Raw genomic sequence first — 21,961 nt, 5'->3', positions numbered from 1 at the left:
AAAATAAGATAGACAATAAATCAAACGCTGAAAGGATAGCTGATGTACAAAAATATTAAACGAACATTGAGCCTGCTGAGTAGTACTCTTCTTGCATTATTCGCACTAGCTCCTATGGCAGCTTCGGCGCAACAAGGTGGAGGGTCACTTTATTATAGTGGCGTAGAAAAGAGCTTCAGTAGCCCTTATCCCAGCAGATTAAATGTTAGCCTTAATAGCGTGTCAGCTTATGTTAGCGGCAGGGTATCAGTTAATATAAACACGGCAATATCGTCTGTTACAAATAGCTCTGGTTCGATCAGCTTCACTGTATCACCTACAAGTCTGGCAATGACTTGCTATGAAAATGATAACGCCGCAAAACCCAGAGCAAGCTATAGCTGGTCGGCAAGCGACTACACTAATCTTGCGAGCGGAGTGGTAGGCAGAACAGGTGTTGATGGTATAGGTACAGGTTGCGGAATTACATATACCCATAATTTTGCTGCTGGTACAGAGTACATTGTGGGATTTGATACTTCAAGTCCTGGCGTAGTTAGTATGTACCTCAAAGAAGGAGCAGGAGCTGATGCGAAGTTAGCCGACATTGCTATGGCTGAAGACCAGCTGAAAAGTGTAAATGTAGGTCGGGGCACTTCTGATGGTGAAGGCACCTGCACAAGTCTTGCTGCAAACGAAATAAACGTTCAGGTGCTCAGTGGCTCAACAGCCGAAGACCTAAGTCTTAGTAAGGACGCTGGTGCTTGCTCGGCAGTCGATCAGTCTACGTACAATTCGTCTACCAAGGTTGCTAATATCAAGAATATTGCGGGAAACAGTAGTGGAGTAGTGGTTAAACATAGCGTAGTTGGTACCGGCACGACGGTTATCAATGTAGAGGGAGCGTATTTGGAGGCTTCTACTTCTTTGACGTACAACTCGGGCGGTTTTCCGACTGATTATCTATCATTCAGCGATAGCGCAGCCCAGCAAGTTTACTTTTCGCTGGATACAGTTTCTGATGGTAAGGCTATACCAAAAGACGCTGCTTGGCCTATCGCTGGCGGTATCTTCGACATGTTGGCGGGGGATATAGACTTGGCCGGTAACAGCGTCAAACTAGATACTTCGGCTACAGATTTCAAAGCTTTAGCTCATAATCTGAATACTGTCACAAAAGATGGCTCGTTTACGCTATTTGTACCCTATAAGACAGGCACGAGCTTTGTTGGTATCTGTGCTGGAGCGAGCGAAATGGCTGCTGTTAACGATAAATGCTCTGGTATCTACTACCTGAAAGATGGCCAGACAAAAACTGACGCCGACACAAAATCTATACCTGCAGGCAAGAGTGTCAAGGCAACCATAATAACTCTGAACGGCAATAAGTTCTGGCAAATAGATGGCTTGACTGGTTCTGGTGGCTTTAGTGCCGGAATCGCCAGCGATCCAGCTACGGGCATCAGCGTTAGTACCATGTCTATGCCAGTTGTGATGGCTCTAATCGCTGTTACAATTTCTGCCGCGCTGCTGTCCAGAAGGTTTGCAGGCGCACGCAACAAGCGCTAGAATGAACTAGTATCTTTAACGAAAAATAAAAATAACCAAAAAAGGACGCGCCCAAAAATATGGACGCTCGGACGCAAAGACAATCTGTTTCGACTCCAGCTGCAGTACTGGACTATTCTTCGAGTGCGCGCCGCCTTTTAGGCGATCAAAGGGTTAGTCGGGCAGGGCTAGTTTACAGTTTGCCAAAATCCAGGCCAACTCATCACCTTCAGGATATTGTAGTCAGCAAAAAAAGACTCAACAGTAGCAGTGAAAACTACGCCCGATTTTATCGTCAGCCAGCCAAGCTCGTGCCAGCGGCGTTGCCAGCAACAATGCCTGTTGGAAAAACAGCATCCAAAACTGTTCGGCGACCTCAACCCATTCAAACTGTAGCAGCCACCGAGTTAAGCACAACACCAAAAAAACCAAAGCGCAGTAGGTCAAAAAAAGTTGCAAACCTGGCGGTGGTACTGGCATTCGCTATGAGCGGGCTTCTGGGCTTTACGGCTCTGCAATACCAAAAGGCTTTGCGAAAAGTTGAGGCAGTGCCAGAAGTTGCTTATGCCACAGAGGATCAAACAGCAGTTCTCGGTGAATCGACGGAAACAGAAGACGTCCAACAGAACGAAGATCTGAGCCGCAGTAAAATTGACGAAACAAAGCCAGCTGGGGCTTACAAGTCAGCAGATGGTTCTCGTCCTAGAAAAATTAGTATTAAAAAGTTAGGTATAGCTGGTTACGTGCAAGCTGTTGGAGTTACAAAATCCGGCGCGCTAGCCGTACCGGGCAATATATGGAATGTGGGCTGGGCAAATAACAGCGCCAAACCGTCTGAAGATAAGGGAGTTGTGGTGATAAACGGGCATGTGCACGGCCCGACTAAACCAGGAATATTTTATAATCTCGGCAAGTTAGCTGCGGGCGACCAGATAGTAGTAACAGACGTCACAGGGCAAACGTACACGTATGTGGTTGTTAGAAGTCAGACATACAAGGCTGGAGAGGCAAACGTCGATCTATATAGCTCTGTATCTCGGGATAAACAGGGATTAAATTTGGTAACTTGTACAGGAAAAATTAGTGGTGATCATTATGAGGACAGGCTTGTAGTTTTCGCAGAAAAAATATAGCTCCGTGATAATCAAATAGAGTTTTGATTGAAGTGGTAGAGGGTGTGGCTTATAATTCAAGCTGATGGATATCAAAGAAACCAAAAAAACAAAAAGGATTAAGCTCCTACTTAATCTGCTGACTAGTCTGGCGCTGCTGGTACTTATTTTTGTTAGTCGGCACGCCATTGTCGATGCCTTCAGTAAGCTTGGGCAGCTCGATACTTTTTCGTTACTGCTAATGATCCCACTCCAGTTTTTGGGTTATTACGCGGTCGGTAGGTTGTACGGCGACTTCTTCAAAGCTCGAGGTGAGGCGCTAAAGCCAAAAACGGCTTTCAAAATTGCCATGGAGCTAAACTTTGTAAATCACGTTTTCCCAAGTGGCGGTGTCAGTGGTTTTAGCTATTTGAGCTTGAGACTCAAAAAAGAGGGTATTGGCACTGCACAAAGTACTTTGGCGCAGCTACTTCGGTTTGCTCTCACTTTTATTTCGTTTCTGCTTCTTCTGGTTTTCGGCTTATTTGTGCTGGCGCTCAGACGAAAGACCAACCCGCTTACAATCTTGATAGCTAGCAGCGTGATGTTTTTGACAATTTTTGGTGTACTGCTTTCGATTTACATTATTAGTGACTCAAACCGCATAAAAGCTTTTGTTCGTTGGCTGCCGCGCTTCGTTAATCGAGTCGTAGGGTTATTTAGAAAGAACAAAAAGGATACGATCAGCATAGCTAAAGTCGAGAAAACGCTCGATGAGATGCACCGAGATTACATGAGTCTGATGGCTGACAAGAGTGCTCTAAAGCGTCCATTTTTGTGGGCGCTTTTGATAAATACTACAGAAATATTGACGATTTATTCAGCTTACGTTGCATTCGGAGAATACATCAACCCAGGTGGACTCATAATTGCCTACGCCATCGCCAACCTAGCTGGGTTGGTAGCGATTTTGCCTGGTGGTGTCGGCGTTTATGAAGGCCTAATGACGGCGGTCATGACGGCCAGTGGTGTGGACAAGGCTTTGGCACTATCGGCGACAGTCGTCTATCGAGTTATCACGATGCTAATCGGTCTGCCAATTGGCTACTATTTCTATCATCGCAACATGAACAACCGCCAAATCTATGAGCTAGAAAAAGATATTGAATCTCACGAAGAGGTTTAGCAGGTGCAGGGAATAGAAAGCATTATTTTAGGTGTTAGTGACGCTGTAGGTTTGCTTAACCAGACTTTAGAAATGGTCTATCCGCAGATGACCATAGTTGGTGAGCTGGTTAACTTTCGTGTTGCTAAGGGGAAATGGCTGTACTTTGATGTGCGTGATGAATATGCCAAGCTACACTGTTTTGGCACAGTCTATATGCTGCCGGGGCCGCTGGAAGACGGAATGATGGTTGAGGTTACGGTTGCACCGAGGTTGCACCCACAATTCGGCTTTACGGCCAACTTAAGTTCTGTCAGGCCGGTTGGCGAGGGTTCGATTGTAAAAGCGGCAAGTTTGCTACAAAAAAAGCTAGAGCGCGAAGGTCTTTTTGCTGTCGAGAGAAAAAGAGCGCTGCCACTGCTGCCGCAGAAAGTAGCACTAGTGACATCCGATGAGTCAGCCGCATACAGTGATTTCATAAAAATAGCTCGGAGTCGCTGGCCGCTTGCAGAAATCGAGGTTTATTCTGTTTTGGTGCAAGGCGTCGATGCGCCGGCACAAATTATCGAGGCCATAGCTTTATCTAACTTGGCCGAACAGCCTGCGGATGTTGTGGTGATCACTCGCGGCGGCGGTAGTGCCGATGATCTGGCTGCATTTAATGATGAAAGAGTTGTGCGGGCTGTGGCCTCAAGTCGCATACCAACCTTGGCGGCAATAGGGCATGAACGTGACTTTAGCTTGGCAGAGCTTGCGGCTGATGCACGGGCAAGTACTCCTAGTAATGCGGCCGAGCTGCTACTACCCGACAAGAAAGACTTTATCCAAAATCTTGCAAACAAAAATGACTGGTTGAGACAAGGTTTAATTGGCTGTATTGGCGCTAACAGCAGCTGGATCGGTGTTAGGACTGATGTATTGAATGCGGTTGTCGATAGGATCTTTAGCAACAAAAGAAAAGCTATAGAGTCTAGCACCAAGGCGCTTCGGGTTCTTGACCCGGCAGCGGTTTTGCGGCGCGGCTATGCTCTGGCTAGAAAAAACGGCAAGTACATTGTCTCCGCGGTCAAAGCTAAAAACGAAAAAAGTTTTGATCTTAGTTTTGCAGATGGTGATGTGTCGGTTACAATTAGTTCGACATGAAGAGTTTTTCGGAATTGCAGGCTCAGCTAGACCAAATAATTGAATGGTTTGAGTCAGATCAGGTTGATATAGACGAAGCAGTTGATAAATTTAAACAGGGGCAGAAGCTCATTGCCGAGCTTAATGAACGGATCGCGAAAGCCGAGCTACAAATCAAGAAGATAAAGAAGGCCTAGGGGCGATATGCCGGCATTGATATTAATAATAGTTTTGGCGGTCATATTGCTTTTCGGAATCGTGGTTTTTGTCGGAGCACCGTACCTGCCGACCCTTAGGCCACAAGCTGAAGTGGCGCTTAAAATGCTTGATCTAAAAAAGGGTCAAACATTATTTGATCTTGGTTGCGGTGACGGTAAAATCCTGAGCTTAGCTGCACAACAAGGAATTAAAGCCGTAGGAGTAGAAATAAACTTGTTTCTAGTGATAATCGCGTGGCTCAGAACCCGCCGTTATGGCCAGCTCGTAACTGTAAGGTGGGGTAATTTTTGGACTACCAGCGTCTCCGATGCAGATGGCATATTTGTATTTCTGCACACAAGGTTTATGCAGAGATTGCACAAAAAAATTATAAACGAATGTAAGGTTAAGCCGGTTAAACTTGTTAGTTATGCTTTCAGGATACCTGAAAAAAGCATATCTGATGAGAGGCAAGGCATGCTGCTTTACATGTACAACTAGCTTGCATAGCGATTTAAACTCAAGTAATATTACAGATATGCACAAGCGTTATTATCGTGGGGAAGTAGCAGCTACTTTAGTCGTAGCTATTACTTTAGGTGTTTTGTTTGTTGTCAGTAGCGTTTTTGGTGCTTTTACTTTTGCTCGCAAGCAGGATTTACAAACAAGTGTTGATAAGAAAATAGCCGAGGCCGTAGAAGTTGCCAAGAAACAAGAAGCTAGCAAAAAGGAACTAGAGTTTGCCGAAAAAGAGAAACAGCCTACACGGCAGTTTCAAGGCGACCCAACCTATGGCCAGATTACTTTCTCTTATCCCAAAACCTGGAGCGGCCTTACCAATCCAAGTGCCTCAACTCCTGTCAATGCCACTTTTCATCCAATCTTGATACCGTCATCGGGAGTTAGCGATAGTTTTTCTTATGCTCTGAAAGTTAGAGTAACGAATCAGAACTACGATAAAACACTAGAGTCGTATAAATCCTCGATTAAAAGCGGTAAGCTGACAGCAATGCCGTACCGGGCCAAATTAGTGCCATCGATACTGGGCACAAGACTAGACGGGGAAGTCGATTCTCGTAAAGTGGGATCTATGGTAATACTGCCGCTACGTGATAAAACGATATTTATTTATAGCGAAAGCAAAGAATTCGCCAGTGATTTCGACAACATAGTGCTAGAAAGCCTAACCTTCGTACCCTAATTAAAGTATAATTAGTAATAATTGAGGGTAAGGTGAACAAGATTGATCAAACTTATATAGTAGGGGCTTTGGCGGATGATTTAAAGACGCCGCTGATGCAGATTGCCTACACTGCCGAGTTGGCTAGACATACAAAAAACCTTGATTCTTTTGGGCAGATAGAGCTACTGGCTCGTAGCGCGATGAATGACATAGATAGTTTGTTGCTGGGACTGCGCAGTGGGTTGAATCAACTAGAGCTACCGCTGGTTGCTCAATCACCTTCGGCAGCTGTTTACGATGCGATCAATTTGAGCCATAGCTTTATAAGGCGCTATGGCTGCCAAGTTACTACCGACTTTAGGGTCAAAAACAATGCCATGCTCAATCCTGAAGCGCTAACCGCCGTACTCAGAACATTATTGAGAACGATTGCAACCATTGGCTATGGTTTTAGCAAAGTTCAAAAAATCATGATTTATGTTGGCCAAAAAAATAACTGTCCGAACATTAAGATTATAAGTTCTGCCGATATTAAACAGGCGCTTTGGCAAATAAGTGTTGATGGCTTGAAGCACAAAAACAGTGCGGATTTGTCTCACATTGCTGGGGGTGGTCCTACGGCAAGTATTTATGTTGCGAACCAACTTCTATGCGCTATGAACGGTAAGTTAAAACTAATCTCATCTACTGCTGGGTCGGGTTACAGCATGACATTAATGCCAAGTGCTCAACTGAAAATAGTATGACAACCATTTTGTTTGAACCAGACCCAATTCAAGCTGCGTCAATAACCGAGTATATCGGTTCTAGCGTAATTACAGTGGAAAGCGTTGAGCAACTATTTGAAACATTGGATAATCAAAAAGTTGATCTTCTGATATGCGAGTATCAACTTGGTGATCACAATTGTTTTGACATCTTAAACGAACTTCGCAGCTACTCTGATCTTTCTGATCTAATAGTGGTGCTACTAACTAACACATTTATTAGCTCAGCGGTTCTACAGTCCAAAAACTTCAAACGACTTAGAGTGGCAAGATACTTATACAAACCCAATACTACGTTAGCAGACCTAAAAAGAGTAACTGCTGAGCTCCAGGCCTAATAGAAGATGCAACGCGAACAAACTGAATCAATTGTTTTGTCGAGACGAGACTATGGCGAGGCGGATAGGATCGTAGCCTTTCTTAGCCCCAAGTTTGGAAAAATTAGCTGCCTAGTAAAAGGAGCAAGAAAACCAAAAAGCAAAATGGCAGGTGGAATCGAGCTTTTTTGCGTGTCCGACATAGTATTCATTAACGGCCGCTCAGAACTTAAGACTCTGGTAGGAGCGAGTAGTAAACGAGTTTATGACAATATCTCTAAAAACCTAGAGAAAACAATGTGGCTGTATGAGGTGCTAAAACTGTACAATAAGCACATCGAGTCTTCTGCTGACGGCGACCTGTATGAGCTACTTAAAAACACAATTAGTTTTTTGAACGAGCAAACTTCTAAATTGTGGGCTGCTAAGTTATATTTCTATTCACGCTGGCTTAACTTGAACGGGCGAAATGTTGATGCATACAAAGAGGCTACCGGCAAAGTACTTGAACTGAACAAGACATATAATTATGATCTTCTAGCACAGGCTTTTGTATTAAGTAGTGCCGGTGATTTTACCGCAAAAGATATAAAAATCATCAGGCTGGCTCAAGAATACGACGTTCAAAGATTAAATCGTTTAAGTATTAGCATTGATGAAGGCTTTAAGGCGACTAATTTGTTCGAAAGGCTAGTAAGTCTTTCATTATAGCAGTACGAATAATATAATAGTGCGAGTGTCGGATAGATGTTGTGTAAAATTATTAGCAAATTGCGAAGGTGCCAGGCCTGATCTGGTTGCTGGCTTATTCGACCCAGAGGATTTCGAAAAGCGAATGCCGCCTATTGAACATGTCGGTGAAGAAAATCCGCCCCGGATTGTACGACGAACTGGCTTAGAGAGACTATGTGTGATTGATCATGCGGTTGAGAGCAGGAGACTTTCTAAGCTTCGCGCACAAGAGCCAACCTGCATCATAGGGCCTCCGCAGAGTAGTTTCTGTGTTCATGAAGTGCCAAATGTCTCCATACTGCGTCGTATAAAGTTTGCGTTTGGTTTATAATACACCTTAATGAATGATGTAACTCTAGAAAAAATAATTTCCTTATGCAAGCGTCGCGGCTTTGTATATCCGGGCAGTGAGATATATGGGGGTGAGGCAGGTCTATATGACTTCGGACCGTATGGAGTAGAGCTGCTAAACAACATTAAAAAATCTTGGTGGAAGAGTAATGTTCATGACCGCGAGGATATGGTTGGTATCGATTCCGCAATGTTTAAAAACCCAAAAGTCTGGGAGGCAAGTGGTCATGTCGGCGGATTTAGCGATCCGCTAAGCGAATGTAAGCAGTGCCACACCCGTATTAGAGTAGACAAAGAGCTTACTGTCGTTGGAGTTGTTGCCGACGAAAAAATGACCGAAGACCAGCTAAATAAACTTTTTGATTCCAATCGTGAAAAAATAAAGTGCCCCAGCTGCGGCAAAAAAGATTTTACAGAAGTTAAGGCTTTTAATCTTTTAGTAAAATCAAATCTTGGGGATTTTACTGGTCATGACGAGCGGCCAGTTTACCTACCCGGAGAGGCTTGTCAAGGAATTTACTTGAACTTTAAAAACGTCATTGATACTACGCGCATGAAGGTGCCTTTTGGCATTGCCCAGATAGGTAAAGCTTTTAGAAATGAGATTAGTCCTAGGAATTTCTTGTTTAGAACGCGCGAAATGGAGCAGGCGGACACCCAATATTTCGTCAAACCAAATCAGAATAAAGAAATTTACGAAAAGATTAAGCAGGACAGATGGAACTGGTACCTAAGTCTGGGAATAAAGGAAGAGAATCTGAGGCTAACACAGCACCAGAACCTGGTTTTTTATGCAAAGGATGCTTGGGACATTGAATACAATTATCCAAGTCTAGGCTTTGACGAGGTAGAGGGAATCCACGACCGTAGTGATTACGATCTAAGCCAGCACACGAAGTTTTCTGGAGTTGATCTGAGCTACACTGACCCACAAACTAAAGAAAAATTCATTCCATGGGTGCTAGAAACGTCGGCTGGAATGGGGCGCATATTCCTAGCTGTACTAAGTGACGCTTATACAGAAGAGACGCTCCAAAACGGCGAAGTTAGAACACTGCTTAAGCTAAAGCCAGAGCTTGCGCCTGTTCGGTATGCTGTTTTTCCGCTGCTTAAGAACAAGCCAGAACTTGTAGCTAAGGCCCGCGAGCTGTACGAGCTTTTAAGCGAAAAATACATATGTGAGTGGGACGACAACGGTAACATTGGGAAGCGCTATCGTCGTCAGGATGAAATAGGCACACCTGCTTGCGTAGTGGTTGATTTTCAAAGCCTTGAAGATGGCAGTGTCACTGTTCGTGATCGTGATTCTACAGAGCAGCAAAGAGTTAGGCCCGAAGACTTAACTTAATTAGGATAGCCAGTTAAGGTAACGCTATAGGGCTAAGCCTATATCTGTTTATGTGTGTTGTATGCTCCAACGTAAGTCGACGCGACTAAACGCGTCATAATGGATAAAGAAAACCCAACGCTATAGTAGGCAAAAACTGTGGCTAATACTAAAATATTCTAAAGTTTTTGTAGATTTTTTTACGTGGAATTGTTTTTTATTAGTTTCAACTTGATATCTATAATTATTTGGAGTATTACATAAGCATAACTACTAAAATAAAGGATAAAAAATGAAACTTTACGACAGGCAAGCACCTAGGAGTATGATAACTAGTGTCTCTATGGGCGCACACGAGTGGTTAAACTTTTGTCATGAGCAGGGTATTGTACCAGACTGATCCCAAAGAGATGTAAGGGAAGTAAAAAATGCCTGGGAGGTCGGAAAGTCAGCAGAGATAATTATATTCCCAATTGGGCCAAGGTCGATCGGACATACTGCCATTGCTGGTTATTAAGATGTTAAGCTGCTCGCCTGAGCTTATGATATTAGACTTTAATAATCTGTTATAAAAACCTTTGAAAAAAGCAATCTTTCCTGTGGATAAAGTTTGACCATCGATAATTAGTGATTATAATAATACTGAGAAACAGTAAAAATCAAAAAGGCTTAAAAATGAGAATGAAAAAAGTTTTACGTTATAGCGCCTTGTTCGTGGCAGTTTTTTCTGCTGCGAGCATTTTTATATTACAAAAACAACATAGCAGGGGAGACGCAGGCCCTTTTAGTTCTCAACCGGCGTGGTGTACTCCTGGGTCGCCGAACGCTAGCTCAACCTATTGCGCTGGTCGAAGGTTGACAGTAAAAGACAGTGCAGGCTGGAATCAGTCTAGATGGATGGGTCAATACTCTGTGCGAACAACTGCTACGTCATGGTGGTTGACTTATTGTTTGCGAGATGATCTAGGTCACCCGATTGCTACAAGCAACGGCACGATCATGTCAAATCTCATAGACAAGAATGGCAATACGGTAGCGCTTACGCCAAAGTATTCATACATTCTGTGGAAATGGGGTGATACCAGTGATAACAACAGGGCTGCAGCCGTGTGGATGCTGGGGCATTACTACGCCAAAGATCGCACTGACAGCGGTCATATTATCGTGCCGAATCTGAATGCAAGTTCAAGTTCTACAGTAAATTCTCTAGCGCAAAGTATGGACGCCGAAGCCGCAACTCAGTATGGCGCTTGGAAATTAACTGTAAACGCTCCAACACCTCCAGGCTGGTCCGGTAGCAGTACTCCAGGTAATGTGATGTTAAAATCGGCAACTAACGCAGCAATCGCTGGCGCAACAGTTACTTTATCGGCGAGCGGCGGAACAGTCACGCCATCTAGCGGCACTACAAACGCTAGCGGTATCCTAAATTTTAGTTTTACCTCAAGTGGCGGACCAGTCACGATTACTGCTAACGTCGCTAGCTCACCTGCCACTTATAAGATTATCAACCCACCAGGTGGGGCTGACCAATATGTCGGTAGTTCTGGCGGTAATCGGGCGCTGTCAGCTAATAGAACTGCTGAGCCTTTATACGCAGTAGGTGACTACGTTTGGTATGATACTGACCAAGATGGAATTCAAGACGTAGGCGAAGCCGCTGTAGTCAGTGCAACAGTTGAGTTACTTAGTACCTCAGACGTCGTGCTTGACAGTACCGTAACCGACGCAAATGGGCACTACGTTTTTGACGGACTCTCAGCTGGTACTTACAAAATTAAGTTTTCAGATATGCCGGCTGGATATGTCTTTACTACACAAAATGCTCCTGGAAGCACTGTTTCAGACGACTCGAATCCAGCAGGCACTGGTATTACAGCTAATTTTACTCTCGATGATAGTCAACCAAATATGCGCGCTCCAATACCGGCTGATGGCGTAATAGATGCTGGACTGATAGACCCAACAATAGACGCTGGCATATACGAAAATAGTCCAGAGATGGATCTAAAAATTACTAAATCTTTATTCAATGCGGGTCCGTACATTAGAGGGGATAGTGTTCGGTACGACCTAGTTGTAACAAACAATGGCCCTAACGCGGCTGCTGCAAACTGGTCAATAACTGATTTATTACCTACAGGATTAACTTTTGCAGTCACTCAACCAAATATCGCATCTGACGCAGGTTTTACCTGCGGCGCACCGAGCAGTATAACTGGTGGAAATTCGATAACTTGCACCAACAACGCTAGCCTTGCTCCAGGAGCTCAAAGAAAACTGGCTCTAGATGTGACAATAAATGCAAACGCTCCACTTAATTCTGCTCTTAAAAACGTTACTTATGTCTCTCCAGCTCCGGGTGATATTGCCGAGACTAATCCGCTAGTAGTGCCAACATTTGCCACAAACACGACGACTTCTACAACCAACAATGACTCCGAAGAAGATCTAATAGTTTCAATGATTTTTGGGGTTGGTGATTATGTCTGGTATGACGATAATCATAACGGTATTCAAGACGTTGGAGAATTACCAGTTAATAATGTAACTGTTGAGCTTTTAGACACTGCTGAGAACGTGATTGCAACTACTGCAACTAATGCTAGCGGACACTATGTTTTTGATGAAGTCTATGCAGGGACTTATTCGGTCAAATTTAGTAATCTACCCGCTAACTATTCATTTACGGCTCAGGAAGTGAGCAGTGGGACAGAAGCAAACGATTCTAATGCTGATGCAGCAACTGGGCTAACAAATACATTTGTAATTGGCGAGAATGAAACAAATATGCGAGCTGTCGTACCTGGAGACGGGGTAACACTAGCTCAGCAAATTAACCCCACAATTGATGCTGGATTGGTGGTCGGTGAAATCGATCTGACCATTACCAAAAGATTGGTCACAGCAGGGCCATACAAACGTGGCCAAACTTTGCAGTACGAACTGGTTGGTAAAAATAATGGTCCTAGCGGGGCAGTGGCTGGATGGTCAATGACTGACTTGCTGCCAACTGGTTTGAGTTTTAGTGCTACACAGCCTCACGGTGATTCAGACGCTGGCTTTACGTGCTCTCCGCCTTCGAGTGTTGCTGGCGGATCGTCGCTGACTTGTACAAGTAGTTCAAGCTTAGGAGTTGGTGCAGAGCGAAAACTGTACCTTACCGTTAAGATTGACGACAATGCAGCAATCGATACGAGTTTGCACAATCTTGGTTACATATCGCCGGCCACTGGTGAGAAAACAGAGACAAACCTACTTCAAGTACCAACTTTTGCTACAGTGAATACCGCCTCTACCTCGACAAATAATGATAGCGAAGCTGTGCTTAGCCTTTCAGTTGAGTCTGTAGCAAATACTGGCTTTAAGAACATTATTAAAGATACTAACACTTTCATACCACTGGGTTTACTGCTAATTGTAGCGGGATACGCCGCTTACAATCACTCGTTCAAACGTCAGTAAAAAACAAAAGAATTAAAAACAAATAAAATTAATGGATATAAAAAGTAGCGTTCAGTTAGGCCGTAAAAGGGTATACCTAGATAGCCCTGGTCTTAAGCGTCGTGTTTTTACCAATGGCAATGCTAGATCCGATTATGGTTTAACTTTAAAACCAGAAGTAAAGCGCCCGAACCCTGATAGTAATGTGACAATAAGCATGGCTGAATCAGCACAGCGGATAGTCGGTGTAACACAAGCGCAGCCGGCTATATTGAGAAAAACTAACGCGTCATGCGAACCGCCGACAAAACTTGCTGCAGAAAGCGGATTAAAGACAAGGAAATTGTCCTCAAAAAAAGCCACAAAGGTTTTATCTGCTGGTGTAATGATAGCTGGGCTATTAATTGTAGGATTGTCTTACAGGCAAAGCAATGAGCTAAAGGCGGAGATAGCCAAAGTTACTAATAGTGCAGTTCTCGGTGACTCGACCGAAGGCTTAACCAGCGATGCCAAACCCGATGAGTCGCCCATTGGTAATGATAAGTTAGCATCATACTCTGTCGCCGCAAATATGCCACGCTACATCACGATAGAAGGTTTAAGGGTGAAGTCTAGGGTAATGCGGGTAGGAACGACAAAGGAAGGTGCCGTTGGGTCACCACGCAATATTAATGATGTTGGTTGGTACGAAAACTCCGTTGTGCCGGGACAGGAGGGATCATCTCTATTAGTTGGGCATAATCAAGGATGGACAGCCCGAGGCGTGTTTGCAGATCTTGGTACTCTTGAGCAAGGCGAGACGATAAAAATTACCTACGGTTCTGGGGTAGAGTCTAGTTTTCAGATTAAATCTGTTGAAAAAGTTCCGCTCGAAAAGGTTGATATGGCAAAATACTTAACGACAGAACGGAAGACAGCCACTATTTTTGTAATGAGCTGCTCTGGCAAGTATGACAAAACTAACGACGAGTACCAAGAGCGAACAATCGTAGAAGCCGTAAAACTTTAATAATGTCGTTCTCTAACAAAGGGTATTTATGATATTTGGAAATTTTAGAAGTTGTGTCTATAGTTGATATAGATGTTTAGACGCAAGAAAACACAAAAACAGCTCGCAAACTATGCCTTTATTGACAGCCAAAACCTTAATCTTGGTGTTCAGAAATACGGCTGGAAGCTAGATTGGAAAAAGTTCCGAGAAGTCCTGCGCACCCGTTTCAATGTCGAGAAAGCCTTCATGTTCATTGGCTATATGCCGGAAAATGAGGATCTGTATCGTCAAATGCAAGAAGCAGGTTACTTGGTGGTATTACGTCCAACGCTTGATATGTATATCGAGGAGAGTCAAGAGCCAAGAGTCAAGAGTCAAGAAAAAGGCGCAAAAGAAGATAAGCCTGCCACCAAAGGTAATGTTGATACAGATTTAGTTTTATACGCGATGAAGGAAATCAATAATTATCATAAGGCTGTAATAGTTTCAGGTGACGGAGATTTCTACAGCTTAGTTGAGTACCTGAGCCAGAAGGGGAAGCTGCTGCACGTGCTTGCACCCAACATGCGGTGGTCTAGTCTGCTAAAACCCTTTGAGCAGTACATAGTCAGAGTAGACTCCTTCAAACGTGATGTATTCTACGCCAGCATCAGACCAAACCGACAGTTACGACGATCACCGAAGCTCTAACCTCTCACCTCGGGACGCACGCCCAGGCTGTCACCACGAAGGCCGACATCGCCGTGGTCCAAGACCACCCGACCGTAGTCAGGATACCAGCGGACGGCGAGCCCGTCCGCACCATTGTCTATGGTACCTTCAGCCCATGACCAGATGCCGCCTATCTTGCCATCAATAGGATCTTGTTTGTTGAATTGTCTCATAGCATGGATAGTAAGTAGCGTTTCAGCCTTAGGGTTGGTGATTGTATATATGTCTGGGTCAGTGTTGCTATTGTCTGGACCAGTTGGCAATTTGTCTAGAATGTCACGAAGGTTTTCAGGGATAGATCTGTCAGCTGCGGTGCCATTGTGGGCAACATTGGGGACTGGGACTTTACTACTGACTGGTACAACACTGACTTGCCACTGTGGGGCATTAGGATTAGTGTCTATGACACTAATCCATTGTGTAGCAACTTCATTGTTTATCCATAATCCATCACCATCTGCTAGGTTATGGAGCTTGTGCGCAGAGTCGGGATGATTGGTGTCTTGCCAAGCCCTTAGTCCTGAGAATAAGGCTCGCCAGCTTCCTGGTGTGTAGTTACCATCTGCGAGCTTCTCCCCAAGTGGCCGATTGATGGGAGTAAACACCAATTGTGAAGGTATATTCAGTTCTTCATAGGCTTTAGTAGCCTCAAGAAGTCGTTGCCAGTTGGTGTTAGCAAACTCTGGGCTGTCTAGATTAGGTATATCACTGAAGACGTGGCCTGTTTCTTCTATCATCCTACCCATTTGATGATGGGTTTGTTTTACTAATTCTGCAAAAGCTCTACCTTCAGGAGATGATGACAGCGAGTCAAGACTGCCGTTGTTAGTAGAGTCAGAACCCATACGCTCAACAGGAGCAAGTGAAGGAAGTCCAAGATTACCAAGAGCAATTAGTGTTGCCTGAGTAGCTTCTACTCCTTGACCTACAGAGCCTCGAGCTTCTGGGCTTGCCATAGCACCAAGATTAACTAGTGCTTCGACTTGTTCTGGGGTGAGGGGTTTAGGCATTGAAATGTCCATCTTTTAGTAACTTATCAACAGCTTTTTTAGCTGCGGGGCTAACGTAGTGTCCGTTGTCAGAATTAACTATCTGCTGCACAGCATTTCGAATCGCTATACGAGTGTTTTTCGCGACTTGGTCGGAGTTGCTATGCGTAAAGGTTACTTCTAGTATCCTATCTAGCTCCCTTGGCGATAGACAGCCTGCAAGTTCTGGTCGGGCTTGTGCCGATACGCCACTACCGACGACATTAACAGGAGGCTCAGTAGCTTTAACGACAAGCTTAGCTACGAGCTGCTTTACATCAGTAAATAAGTTCATGATGTCAGCACTTGGTAGTTTCCAGCCGAAATTATCTACGTATCGAGCAAAAAATAATCTTCCGATTGTCTCATCACCTCGTCTAGTAGTTTCATACGCATCTGAACCAGTTGAACTCTGGTAAGGAAGCGGCACATCAATACGACTTAGTCGTGCGTCACCAGCGCTATCTTGTTGTTGGCGTCCCTGACGACGATTTCCCTGCGTATCGGTCATTGCATTACGCGTGGCTATGACACTGAATCCAGGTTGGATAGTAATAACTTCACCAGCAACCGTTATGGTTTGTCCGGGTTTCTTCAGTAGTAGGTCGTTGAAGAATATTTTCTGATCAGCTGTCAGTGCATTATCTTCGTCAAAGATTACAGCTATACCTTTTCTTGCGGCTTCAGCAAGTTTGGCGGGTGCCTCTCCGAGAGTGCCGTCTTCAAAGGTTTGCTGTACTAATTGAGCTTCGGCCTCTGATGTTGAAGAGAATGATATCAAAATGGGCTCTAGATCTGTTTCTTCTAGGTCAGGATGATTAGCGCGTGCATTTATGCGTCCAATAAACTTGGCCACACTGGTCTTTGCGACTCCTGGCTCCCCGACCAACCTGATATGGTGGCCTACAGCAAACTGACGTGCCGCTTCAACAATAACTTCTTTTATGTTGGCATCCAATACCACTCCGTGCTCATCAAGGACTGTACGGTCAAAGAATCCTCTAAGGACTGATTCAAAACCGGCTATGGTAGCTCTAACTTCATCGGTATGTTGTTCGGTCTCGTTAGTTGGGTGAGATTTAGCTGAATCATACTTTTTTTTAGCTAGAGCGACTATCGACCTGGGAAGCTTATCCGCTTTAAGAATGGTTTTAATATAATCCTCAAATGCTCCTTTGTCGTCGCTCAAATGCTTTAGGTATCCACCAGCCTTTTCAACTGCTTGGCTGGGCGTAAAACCGTCAATAACAGGTAGTGTCGTCGCGTCAAGTAGCTCTTCTGCGATAGTAGGATCTTGGTTCTCTATATTGTCTAATATTTCACAAGACCTTTCACCTGGTAGACCCCACGATGGGTCCGCTGTTGCTATTGTTCTGCCACTATCTACAAACTGGCAAACACGACGACAGGCATTCGCACCCATACAGGCAACCAAAGGAGAATTACCAGTTGGGACAACTAATGACTCAAAGCTCCGTTCAACTTCACTCATAGCACTAAGTATAACACAATAAGTTTGAAATGTCTATATTTTCATGCTATAATACAATCATGACGGCTGTGTTTGAGAGAAGAGAAGTAGCCACTACACCGACTTATACAGGTGAGCTTGCTATAGGGGACGATGTGGCCGACTTTACCAGGGACTTTTCTGATGCTGTTGATGCAACTTTGGCTGCAGAAAACGTAACAGCTGATGTCCGGGTAGTAGACGGCATCGATACATCTGTTACAACCTATAATACTGTTTCTGGAAAAATAGACATTCAGATCAGCTTACCGCTCGTACTGCTTGCATCTGAGGAGAATAGGCTAGCTTTTTTAGGGTTCAATGTTTTACATGAAGTCGGGCATGCAAAACGATTTAAACATCAGAGACCTACTAAGGTAATGCCGAAAGAAGAAGCATACTTTAGTAATATTACCGAAGACACAGCTATCAATTATGACAATGCTCGAAAAACTCGTTATATAACTAATATTACAAAACTGTCGTACGATGACTACCTATATCCACTGGACAAGCGTGCCGGTATAGCCCAGCTACCACGGCACCAACAATTTATGGACAGTATGCTCGTTCTTGCTATGACAACTGGTATACATAGCCTGAGAGACCCAATAGAAATTGGCGAATATATTGAAGAAGCGGGCTTAGTGGGTTTGAACGATGCTGTTTTAAGTGCTCTAGCGAAAATTGTTCATTTCGGGCAGTCGGGTAAGAATTATAATCTTCTGGGGCAACTTCGTGAGTATGGCGCAGAATACTCTGATTACAACAGAGTATATGCATATATTAAAGCTTTGTATGATGAGTTATTTGAGGAAGATTTGCGCGATCACAAACAACAGACTCCACAAAATGGCCAAGGAGAAGGTGGCGGACAAGCAGGACCTCAACAGAATAAGCAAGCAGAGGGCGATCAAATTGAGAATCCATTTGACTATTCAAAATCCGGTGGCTGTAAGCACGGCGAGCATAGCAGTGAAGAAAAGTTAGGTGAAGAATCTGGTACAAAAAACAATCAGCCCGGATCCCCAGGTGACATTGGTGAAGCAATAAAAGAGGTTGCCAAAAAAATAGGTGGTGAGATTATTTCTTCAATCAACGATGCCAAAAACGCTAAGCAAGACCAGAAGCAGCAAAGCCAGTTAAGTCCAGAACAAATAGCTCAGCTCAAAAAGGAGCTCGGTCTGTCTGATAATGATTTTGACGGATTTATGAGACTATCAACGCTCTACTCCGCAGAAATAAACGCCATAGCAGATATGATCAGGATGCTGAGACGTGATAGGCAAAACGAGTTCCTTGCACCAAGTCGAGAAGTGGCTGCTCGTGGACATCGGGTGCATATCGGAAAACTCCTGGGCTACCTAGCAGGCGGCTCGAACAACCCATATCCGGATGTTTGGAAGTCTTCTGAGAAAAAAGAGAATATTGAGCATGAGTTTGATGGTGCAGATTTTATATTTATGTGCGATGTTAGCAGAAGCATGGCCGGCGATAAAGCTATTCAAGCAACGGCCAGTGCGGTTACTCTTTCGCAAGGTGTACAGCTTGCTGGGCTCGAAGTCTATGCCGATGAGCCGCCGATTCGAATACAAATTCAGGCTTTTGGCGCAGGCGACGAGATACTTTGTCCGCTCAACGATATGCCGGATAACGCTAGTCTAGGAAAAATGTATAAATCTCTTGCTCACCCAAACTCTAACAGTACTATTGTTTCGGGGGCACTTGAAAAAGTTGAACCTGCTGGAAGGCGTTTGACACTAGTAGTTATCCTGAGCGATGGGCAGTTCCATGATTTAAGTGCCGCCCAAAAGCAGGCCACACGTCTTGAGCAAGAAGGTGCGACGATACTACAGTGTGTTTTCGGCAATGCCGAAGTCGGATCTTTATCTGAAAATAGTAAGCGTATTAATATTGCTAATGCCAAAGATCTTCCTAACTTTCTGCTCGGAATTATGCCAGAACTAATTGATGTGCTTAGGAGTAGCTCTCATGCCTAAACCCCTCACCCCTGAACAAGTCGAAGCACTAGTTAATCTTGGTGCTATGGCAAGCCCAGAAGCTCGAGGCTCTGTAGGTCAAGGAGTAGAAGCTACTCAGGCAACACTAATTGCTCTTGGTAATCTTGGACTTCCTTCACTTGCTCCTGTTGAGCGTATGGGTTCTGACTCTACTAACAACGGCAGTCTTGACTCGCTGTCATCATCTCCTGAAGGTAGAGCTTTTGCAGAATTAGTAAAACAAACCCATCATCAAATGGGTAGGATGATAGAAGAAACAGGCCACGTCTTCAGTGATATACCTAATCTAGACAGCCCAGAGTTTGCTAACACCAACTGGCAACGACTTCTTGAGGCTACTAAAGCCTATGAAGAACTGAATATACCTTCACAATTGGTGTTTACTCCCATCAATCGGCCACTTGGGGAGAAGCTCGCAGATGGTAACTACACACCAGGAAGCTGGCGAGCCTTATTCTCAGGACTAAGGGCTTGGCAAGACACCAATCATCCCGACTCTGCGCACAAGCTCCATAACCTAGCAGATGGTGATGGATTATGGATAAACAATGAAGTTGCTACACAATGGATTAGTGTCATAGACACTAATCCTAATGCCCCACAGTGGCAAGTCAGTGTTGTACCAGTCAGTAGTAAAGTCCCAGTCCCCAATGTTGCCCACAATGGCACCGCAGCTGACAGATCTATCCCTGAAAACCTTCGTGACATTCTAGACAAATTGCCAACTGGTCCAGACAATAGCAACACTGACCCAGACATATATACAATCACCAACCCTAAGGCTGAAACGCTACTTACTATCCATGCTATGAGACAATTCAACAAACAAGATCCTATTGATGGCAAGATAGGCATCACCTACAACTGGTCATGGGCTGAAGGTACCATAAACAATGGTGCGGACGGGCTCGCCGTCGACTGGGATCCTGGCCGCGGTCGGGTGTACTTGAGCCGCAGCGGTGTCGGCCTTCGTGGTGGCGACCTGGGCGTGCGTCCCGAGGTGAGAGGTTAGAGCTTCGGTGATCGTCGTAACTGTCGGTTTGGTCTGATGTTTGCGTAAGAAGAACAGAAAAGCTTAGCATTAATTTTGATTTTTTTTAGGATTTAAAATTTAGGACTTAGAGTTTTTATTTTAGCTTATGCTAAAATTAGCTTAAGGTATGGATCAACACAAAAATTACTTTCCTAAAAACTTTTACTGGGGTGGCAGTACCTGTAGCTATCAAGTAGAAGGCGGTAATGTCAATCAGTGGTCGGTTTGGGAGCTAGAGCACGCTTCTGAGCTAGCTAAAACCGCAGAGAAGCGACTTGGCTGGGTACCAGCTTGGGACCATGTAAAACACAAGGCAGAAAGCCCGGCGAACTATATTTGCGGCCGTGGAATTGAGCATATCAAGCGGTATTCTGAAGATTTTAGCTTGGCTCGTGAGCTCAACTTAAACGCTTTTCGTTTTGGTATTGAATGGAGCAGGGTAGAACCAGAAGAAGGCGTTTGGAACAAAAAGGCTTGGGATCACTACAAAGCCTATGTGGCGGAAATGCGCAGATCAGGTCTTGAGCCATTCTTGAACATCTGGCACTGGACTGTGCCTGTTTGGTTTGCCGAAAAAGGTGGTTTTACTAAAAGGTCCAACCTGAAATATTGGGACCGCTACGTTGCTAAAATCTGCGAAGAGCTGGATCTAGAACACGTCCGACATATTCTGACAATTAACGAGCCAAACGTCTACGCTAGTTTTAGCTATATGACTGGTGAGTGGGTACCACAGCACAAAAATCCGCTTGAGTTGGTTAAAGTCTACTACAACTTAGTTCGTGCGCATCGCCGAGCGTATCGGATCATCAAAGACAAGTATCCGAATATAAAAATTGGTATCGCTCATCAGATGGCCAACATACAGTCGAAACGCCCCCATAACCTGATTGACGTTGTCACTACTAAATGGATGAGGTATTCATGGAACTGGTGGTTTTTGCGCAGAATACGCCGCAGTCAAGACTTCGTAGGCATAAATTACTATTTTAGTGATTATTACAAAGGTTTCTGGCGAGCTAACCCCAAAACACCACTGAACGATCTGGGGTGGTACATGGAGCCTGAAGGGCTTTATCCTCTCGTATTACGGGCTTGGGCTCACTTCAAGAAACCAATCTATATTACTGAAAACGGAGTAGCTGATTCGCGGGATGAGTACAGGCAGTGGTGGTTACAAGAAACGATGATTGCGCTAAACCGCGCCCTCAGCGAAGGAATAGATGTAGCCGGTTACTTCCACTGGAGTCTACTTGATAACTTTGAATGGAAGTATGGTTGGTGGCCAGAATTTGGCTTGGTGCATGTTGATCGCAAGACCATGAAACGTACGATTAGACCAAGCGCCCTGTGGTGGGCTAAAGAAATAGCCGCCTCAAGAGAGAAGTGATTAGCAAACTATTTAAGCTTATTGACAAAAGCATAAGCTTTTGCTATAGTTAA

At 44.4% G+C, this 21,961-nt stretch carries 20 protein-coding genes; 18 read left to right on the top strand and 2 right to left on the bottom strand.

Annotation, left to right across the window (positions count from 1 at the left end; genetic code table 11):
- Window positions 1-42: 42 nt before the first annotated feature.
- From IPO96_00400 to IPO96_00330, 15 genes are all read left to right on the top strand, one after another.
- The gene (locus IPO96_00400) at window positions 43-1,548 is read left to right on the top strand and encodes a hypothetical protein (protein QQS65008.1); all 1,506 of its coding nucleotides are present in this window, start codon (window positions 43-45) and stop codon (window positions 1,546-1,548) included.
- A gap of 59 nt (window positions 1,549-1,607) precedes the next feature.
- Window positions 1,608-2,660 carry a class F sortase gene (locus tag IPO96_00395; GenBank protein QQS65007.1) on the top strand — a complete coding sequence of 351 codons (1,053 nt, stop codon included), beginning with the start codon at window positions 1,608-1,610 and terminating at the stop codon, window positions 2,658-2,660.
- Between the two features lie 64 nt (window positions 2,661-2,724).
- On the top strand, window positions 2,725-3,804 hold the full coding sequence (locus tag IPO96_00390) for a flippase-like domain-containing protein (protein QQS65006.1): 1,080 nt from the start codon (window positions 2,725-2,727) through the stop codon (window positions 3,802-3,804).
- A gap of 3 nt (window positions 3,805-3,807) precedes the next feature.
- Window positions 3,808-4,926, top strand: coding sequence for an exodeoxyribonuclease VII large subunit (xseA, locus tag IPO96_00385; protein ID QQS65005.1), 1,119 nt, complete (start codon window positions 3,808-3,810; stop codon window positions 4,924-4,926).
- The gene (gene xseB / locus IPO96_00380) at window positions 4,923-5,102 is read left to right on the top strand and encodes an exodeoxyribonuclease VII small subunit (GenBank protein QQS65004.1); all 180 of its coding nucleotides are present in this window, start codon (window positions 4,923-4,925) and stop codon (window positions 5,100-5,102) included. The genes xseA and xseB overlap by 4 nt, the downstream gene beginning before the upstream one ends.
- A 7-nt stretch (window positions 5,103-5,109) precedes the next feature.
- Entirely contained in the window at window positions 5,110-5,604 is a 495-nt protein-coding gene (locus IPO96_00375) for a class I SAM-dependent methyltransferase (GenBank protein QQS65003.1), read from the top strand.
- A gap of 37 nt (window positions 5,605-5,641) precedes the next feature.
- The gene (locus tag IPO96_00370) at window positions 5,642-6,304 is read left to right on the top strand and encodes a hypothetical protein (GenBank protein QQS65002.1); all 663 of its coding nucleotides are present in this window, start codon (window positions 5,642-5,644) and stop codon (window positions 6,302-6,304) included.
- 32 nt (window positions 6,305-6,336) lie between these two features.
- A complete protein-coding gene (locus IPO96_00365; protein QQS65001.1) occupies window positions 6,337-7,032 on the top strand; it encodes a hypothetical protein in 696 nt (231 codons plus the stop codon).
- Window positions 7,029-7,391: a hypothetical protein gene (locus IPO96_00360; protein ID QQS65000.1), complete on the top strand. Its 363-nt coding sequence runs from the start codon at window positions 7,029-7,031 to the stop codon at window positions 7,389-7,391. The genes IPO96_00365 and IPO96_00360 overlap by 4 nt, the downstream gene beginning before the upstream one ends.
- A 6-nt stretch (window positions 7,392-7,397) precedes the next feature.
- Window positions 7,398-8,081 carry a DNA repair protein RecO gene (gene recO, locus IPO96_00355; protein QQS64999.1) on the top strand — a complete coding sequence of 228 codons (684 nt, stop codon included), beginning with the start codon at window positions 7,398-7,400 and terminating at the stop codon, window positions 8,079-8,081.
- A 25-nt stretch (window positions 8,082-8,106) separates the two neighbouring features.
- Window positions 8,107-8,433 (top strand): hypothetical protein, encoded by a 327-nt coding sequence (locus IPO96_00350; protein QQS64998.1) that lies wholly within the window; start codon window positions 8,107-8,109, stop codon window positions 8,431-8,433.
- A 9-nt stretch (window positions 8,434-8,442) separates the two neighbouring features.
- On the top strand, window positions 8,443-9,801 hold the full coding sequence (locus tag IPO96_00345) for a glycine--tRNA ligase (protein ID QQS64997.1): 1,359 nt from the start codon (window positions 8,443-8,445) through the stop codon (window positions 9,799-9,801).
- 660 nt (window positions 9,802-10,461) lie between these two features.
- Entirely contained in the window at window positions 10,462-13,245 is a 2,784-nt protein-coding gene (locus IPO96_00340) for a DUF11 domain-containing protein (GenBank protein QQS64996.1), read from the top strand.
- A 31-nt stretch (window positions 13,246-13,276) separates the two neighbouring features.
- Complete coding sequence (locus tag IPO96_00335) at window positions 13,277-14,233, top strand: class F sortase (GenBank protein QQS64995.1); 957 nt, start codon at window positions 13,277-13,279, stop codon at window positions 14,231-14,233.
- Between the two features lie 72 nt (window positions 14,234-14,305).
- Window positions 14,306-14,905 (top strand): NYN domain-containing protein, encoded by a 600-nt coding sequence (locus tag IPO96_00330; protein ID QQS64994.1) that lies wholly within the window; start codon window positions 14,306-14,308, stop codon window positions 14,903-14,905.
- On the opposite strand, the gene IPO96_00325 is transcribed toward IPO96_00330, so the two are convergent.
- Both IPO96_00325 and IPO96_00320 read right to left on the bottom strand, forming a co-directional pair.
- The gene (locus tag IPO96_00325) at window positions 14,902-15,948 is read right to left on the bottom strand and encodes a hypothetical protein (GenBank protein ID QQS64993.1); all 1,047 of its coding nucleotides are present in this window, start codon (window positions 15,946-15,948) and stop codon (window positions 14,902-14,904) included. The genes IPO96_00330 and IPO96_00325 overlap by 4 nt on opposite strands.
- On the bottom strand, window positions 15,929-17,446 hold the full coding sequence (locus IPO96_00320) for a hypothetical protein (protein QQS64992.1): 1,518 nt from the start codon (window positions 17,444-17,446) through the stop codon (window positions 15,929-15,931). Before IPO96_00320 ends, IPO96_00325 begins: the two co-directional genes overlap by 20 nt.
- Window positions 17,447-17,505: 59 nt before the next feature.
- Between IPO96_00320 and IPO96_00315 the strand changes: the two genes are divergently transcribed.
- The 3 genes from IPO96_00315 (at window position 17,506) to IPO96_00305 (ending at window position 21,908) form a co-directional block, all read left to right on the top strand.
- Window positions 17,506-19,464 carry a VWA domain-containing protein gene (locus IPO96_00315; protein ID QQS64991.1) on the top strand — a complete coding sequence of 653 codons (1,959 nt, stop codon included), beginning with the start codon at window positions 17,506-17,508 and terminating at the stop codon, window positions 19,462-19,464.
- Window positions 19,457-20,497: a hypothetical protein gene (locus tag IPO96_00310; GenBank protein QQS64990.1), complete on the top strand. Its 1,041-nt coding sequence runs from the start codon at window positions 19,457-19,459 to the stop codon at window positions 20,495-20,497. Before IPO96_00315 ends, IPO96_00310 begins: the two co-directional genes overlap by 8 nt.
- A 148-nt stretch (window positions 20,498-20,645) precedes the next feature.
- A complete protein-coding gene (locus tag IPO96_00305) occupies window positions 20,646-21,908 on the top strand; it encodes a glycoside hydrolase family 1 protein (protein QQS64989.1) in 1,263 nt (420 codons plus the stop codon).
- The last annotated feature ends 53 nt before the right edge of the window (window positions 21,909-21,961 follow it).

This window comes from Candidatus Saccharibacteria bacterium (assembly GCA_016700315.1).
Taxonomy (GTDB): domain Bacteria; phylum Patescibacteriota; class Saccharimonadia; order Saccharimonadales; family SZUA-47.
The sequence above is the reverse complement of the archived record's forward strand: the minus strand, read 5'-3'. Positions and strand labels throughout refer to the sequence as shown.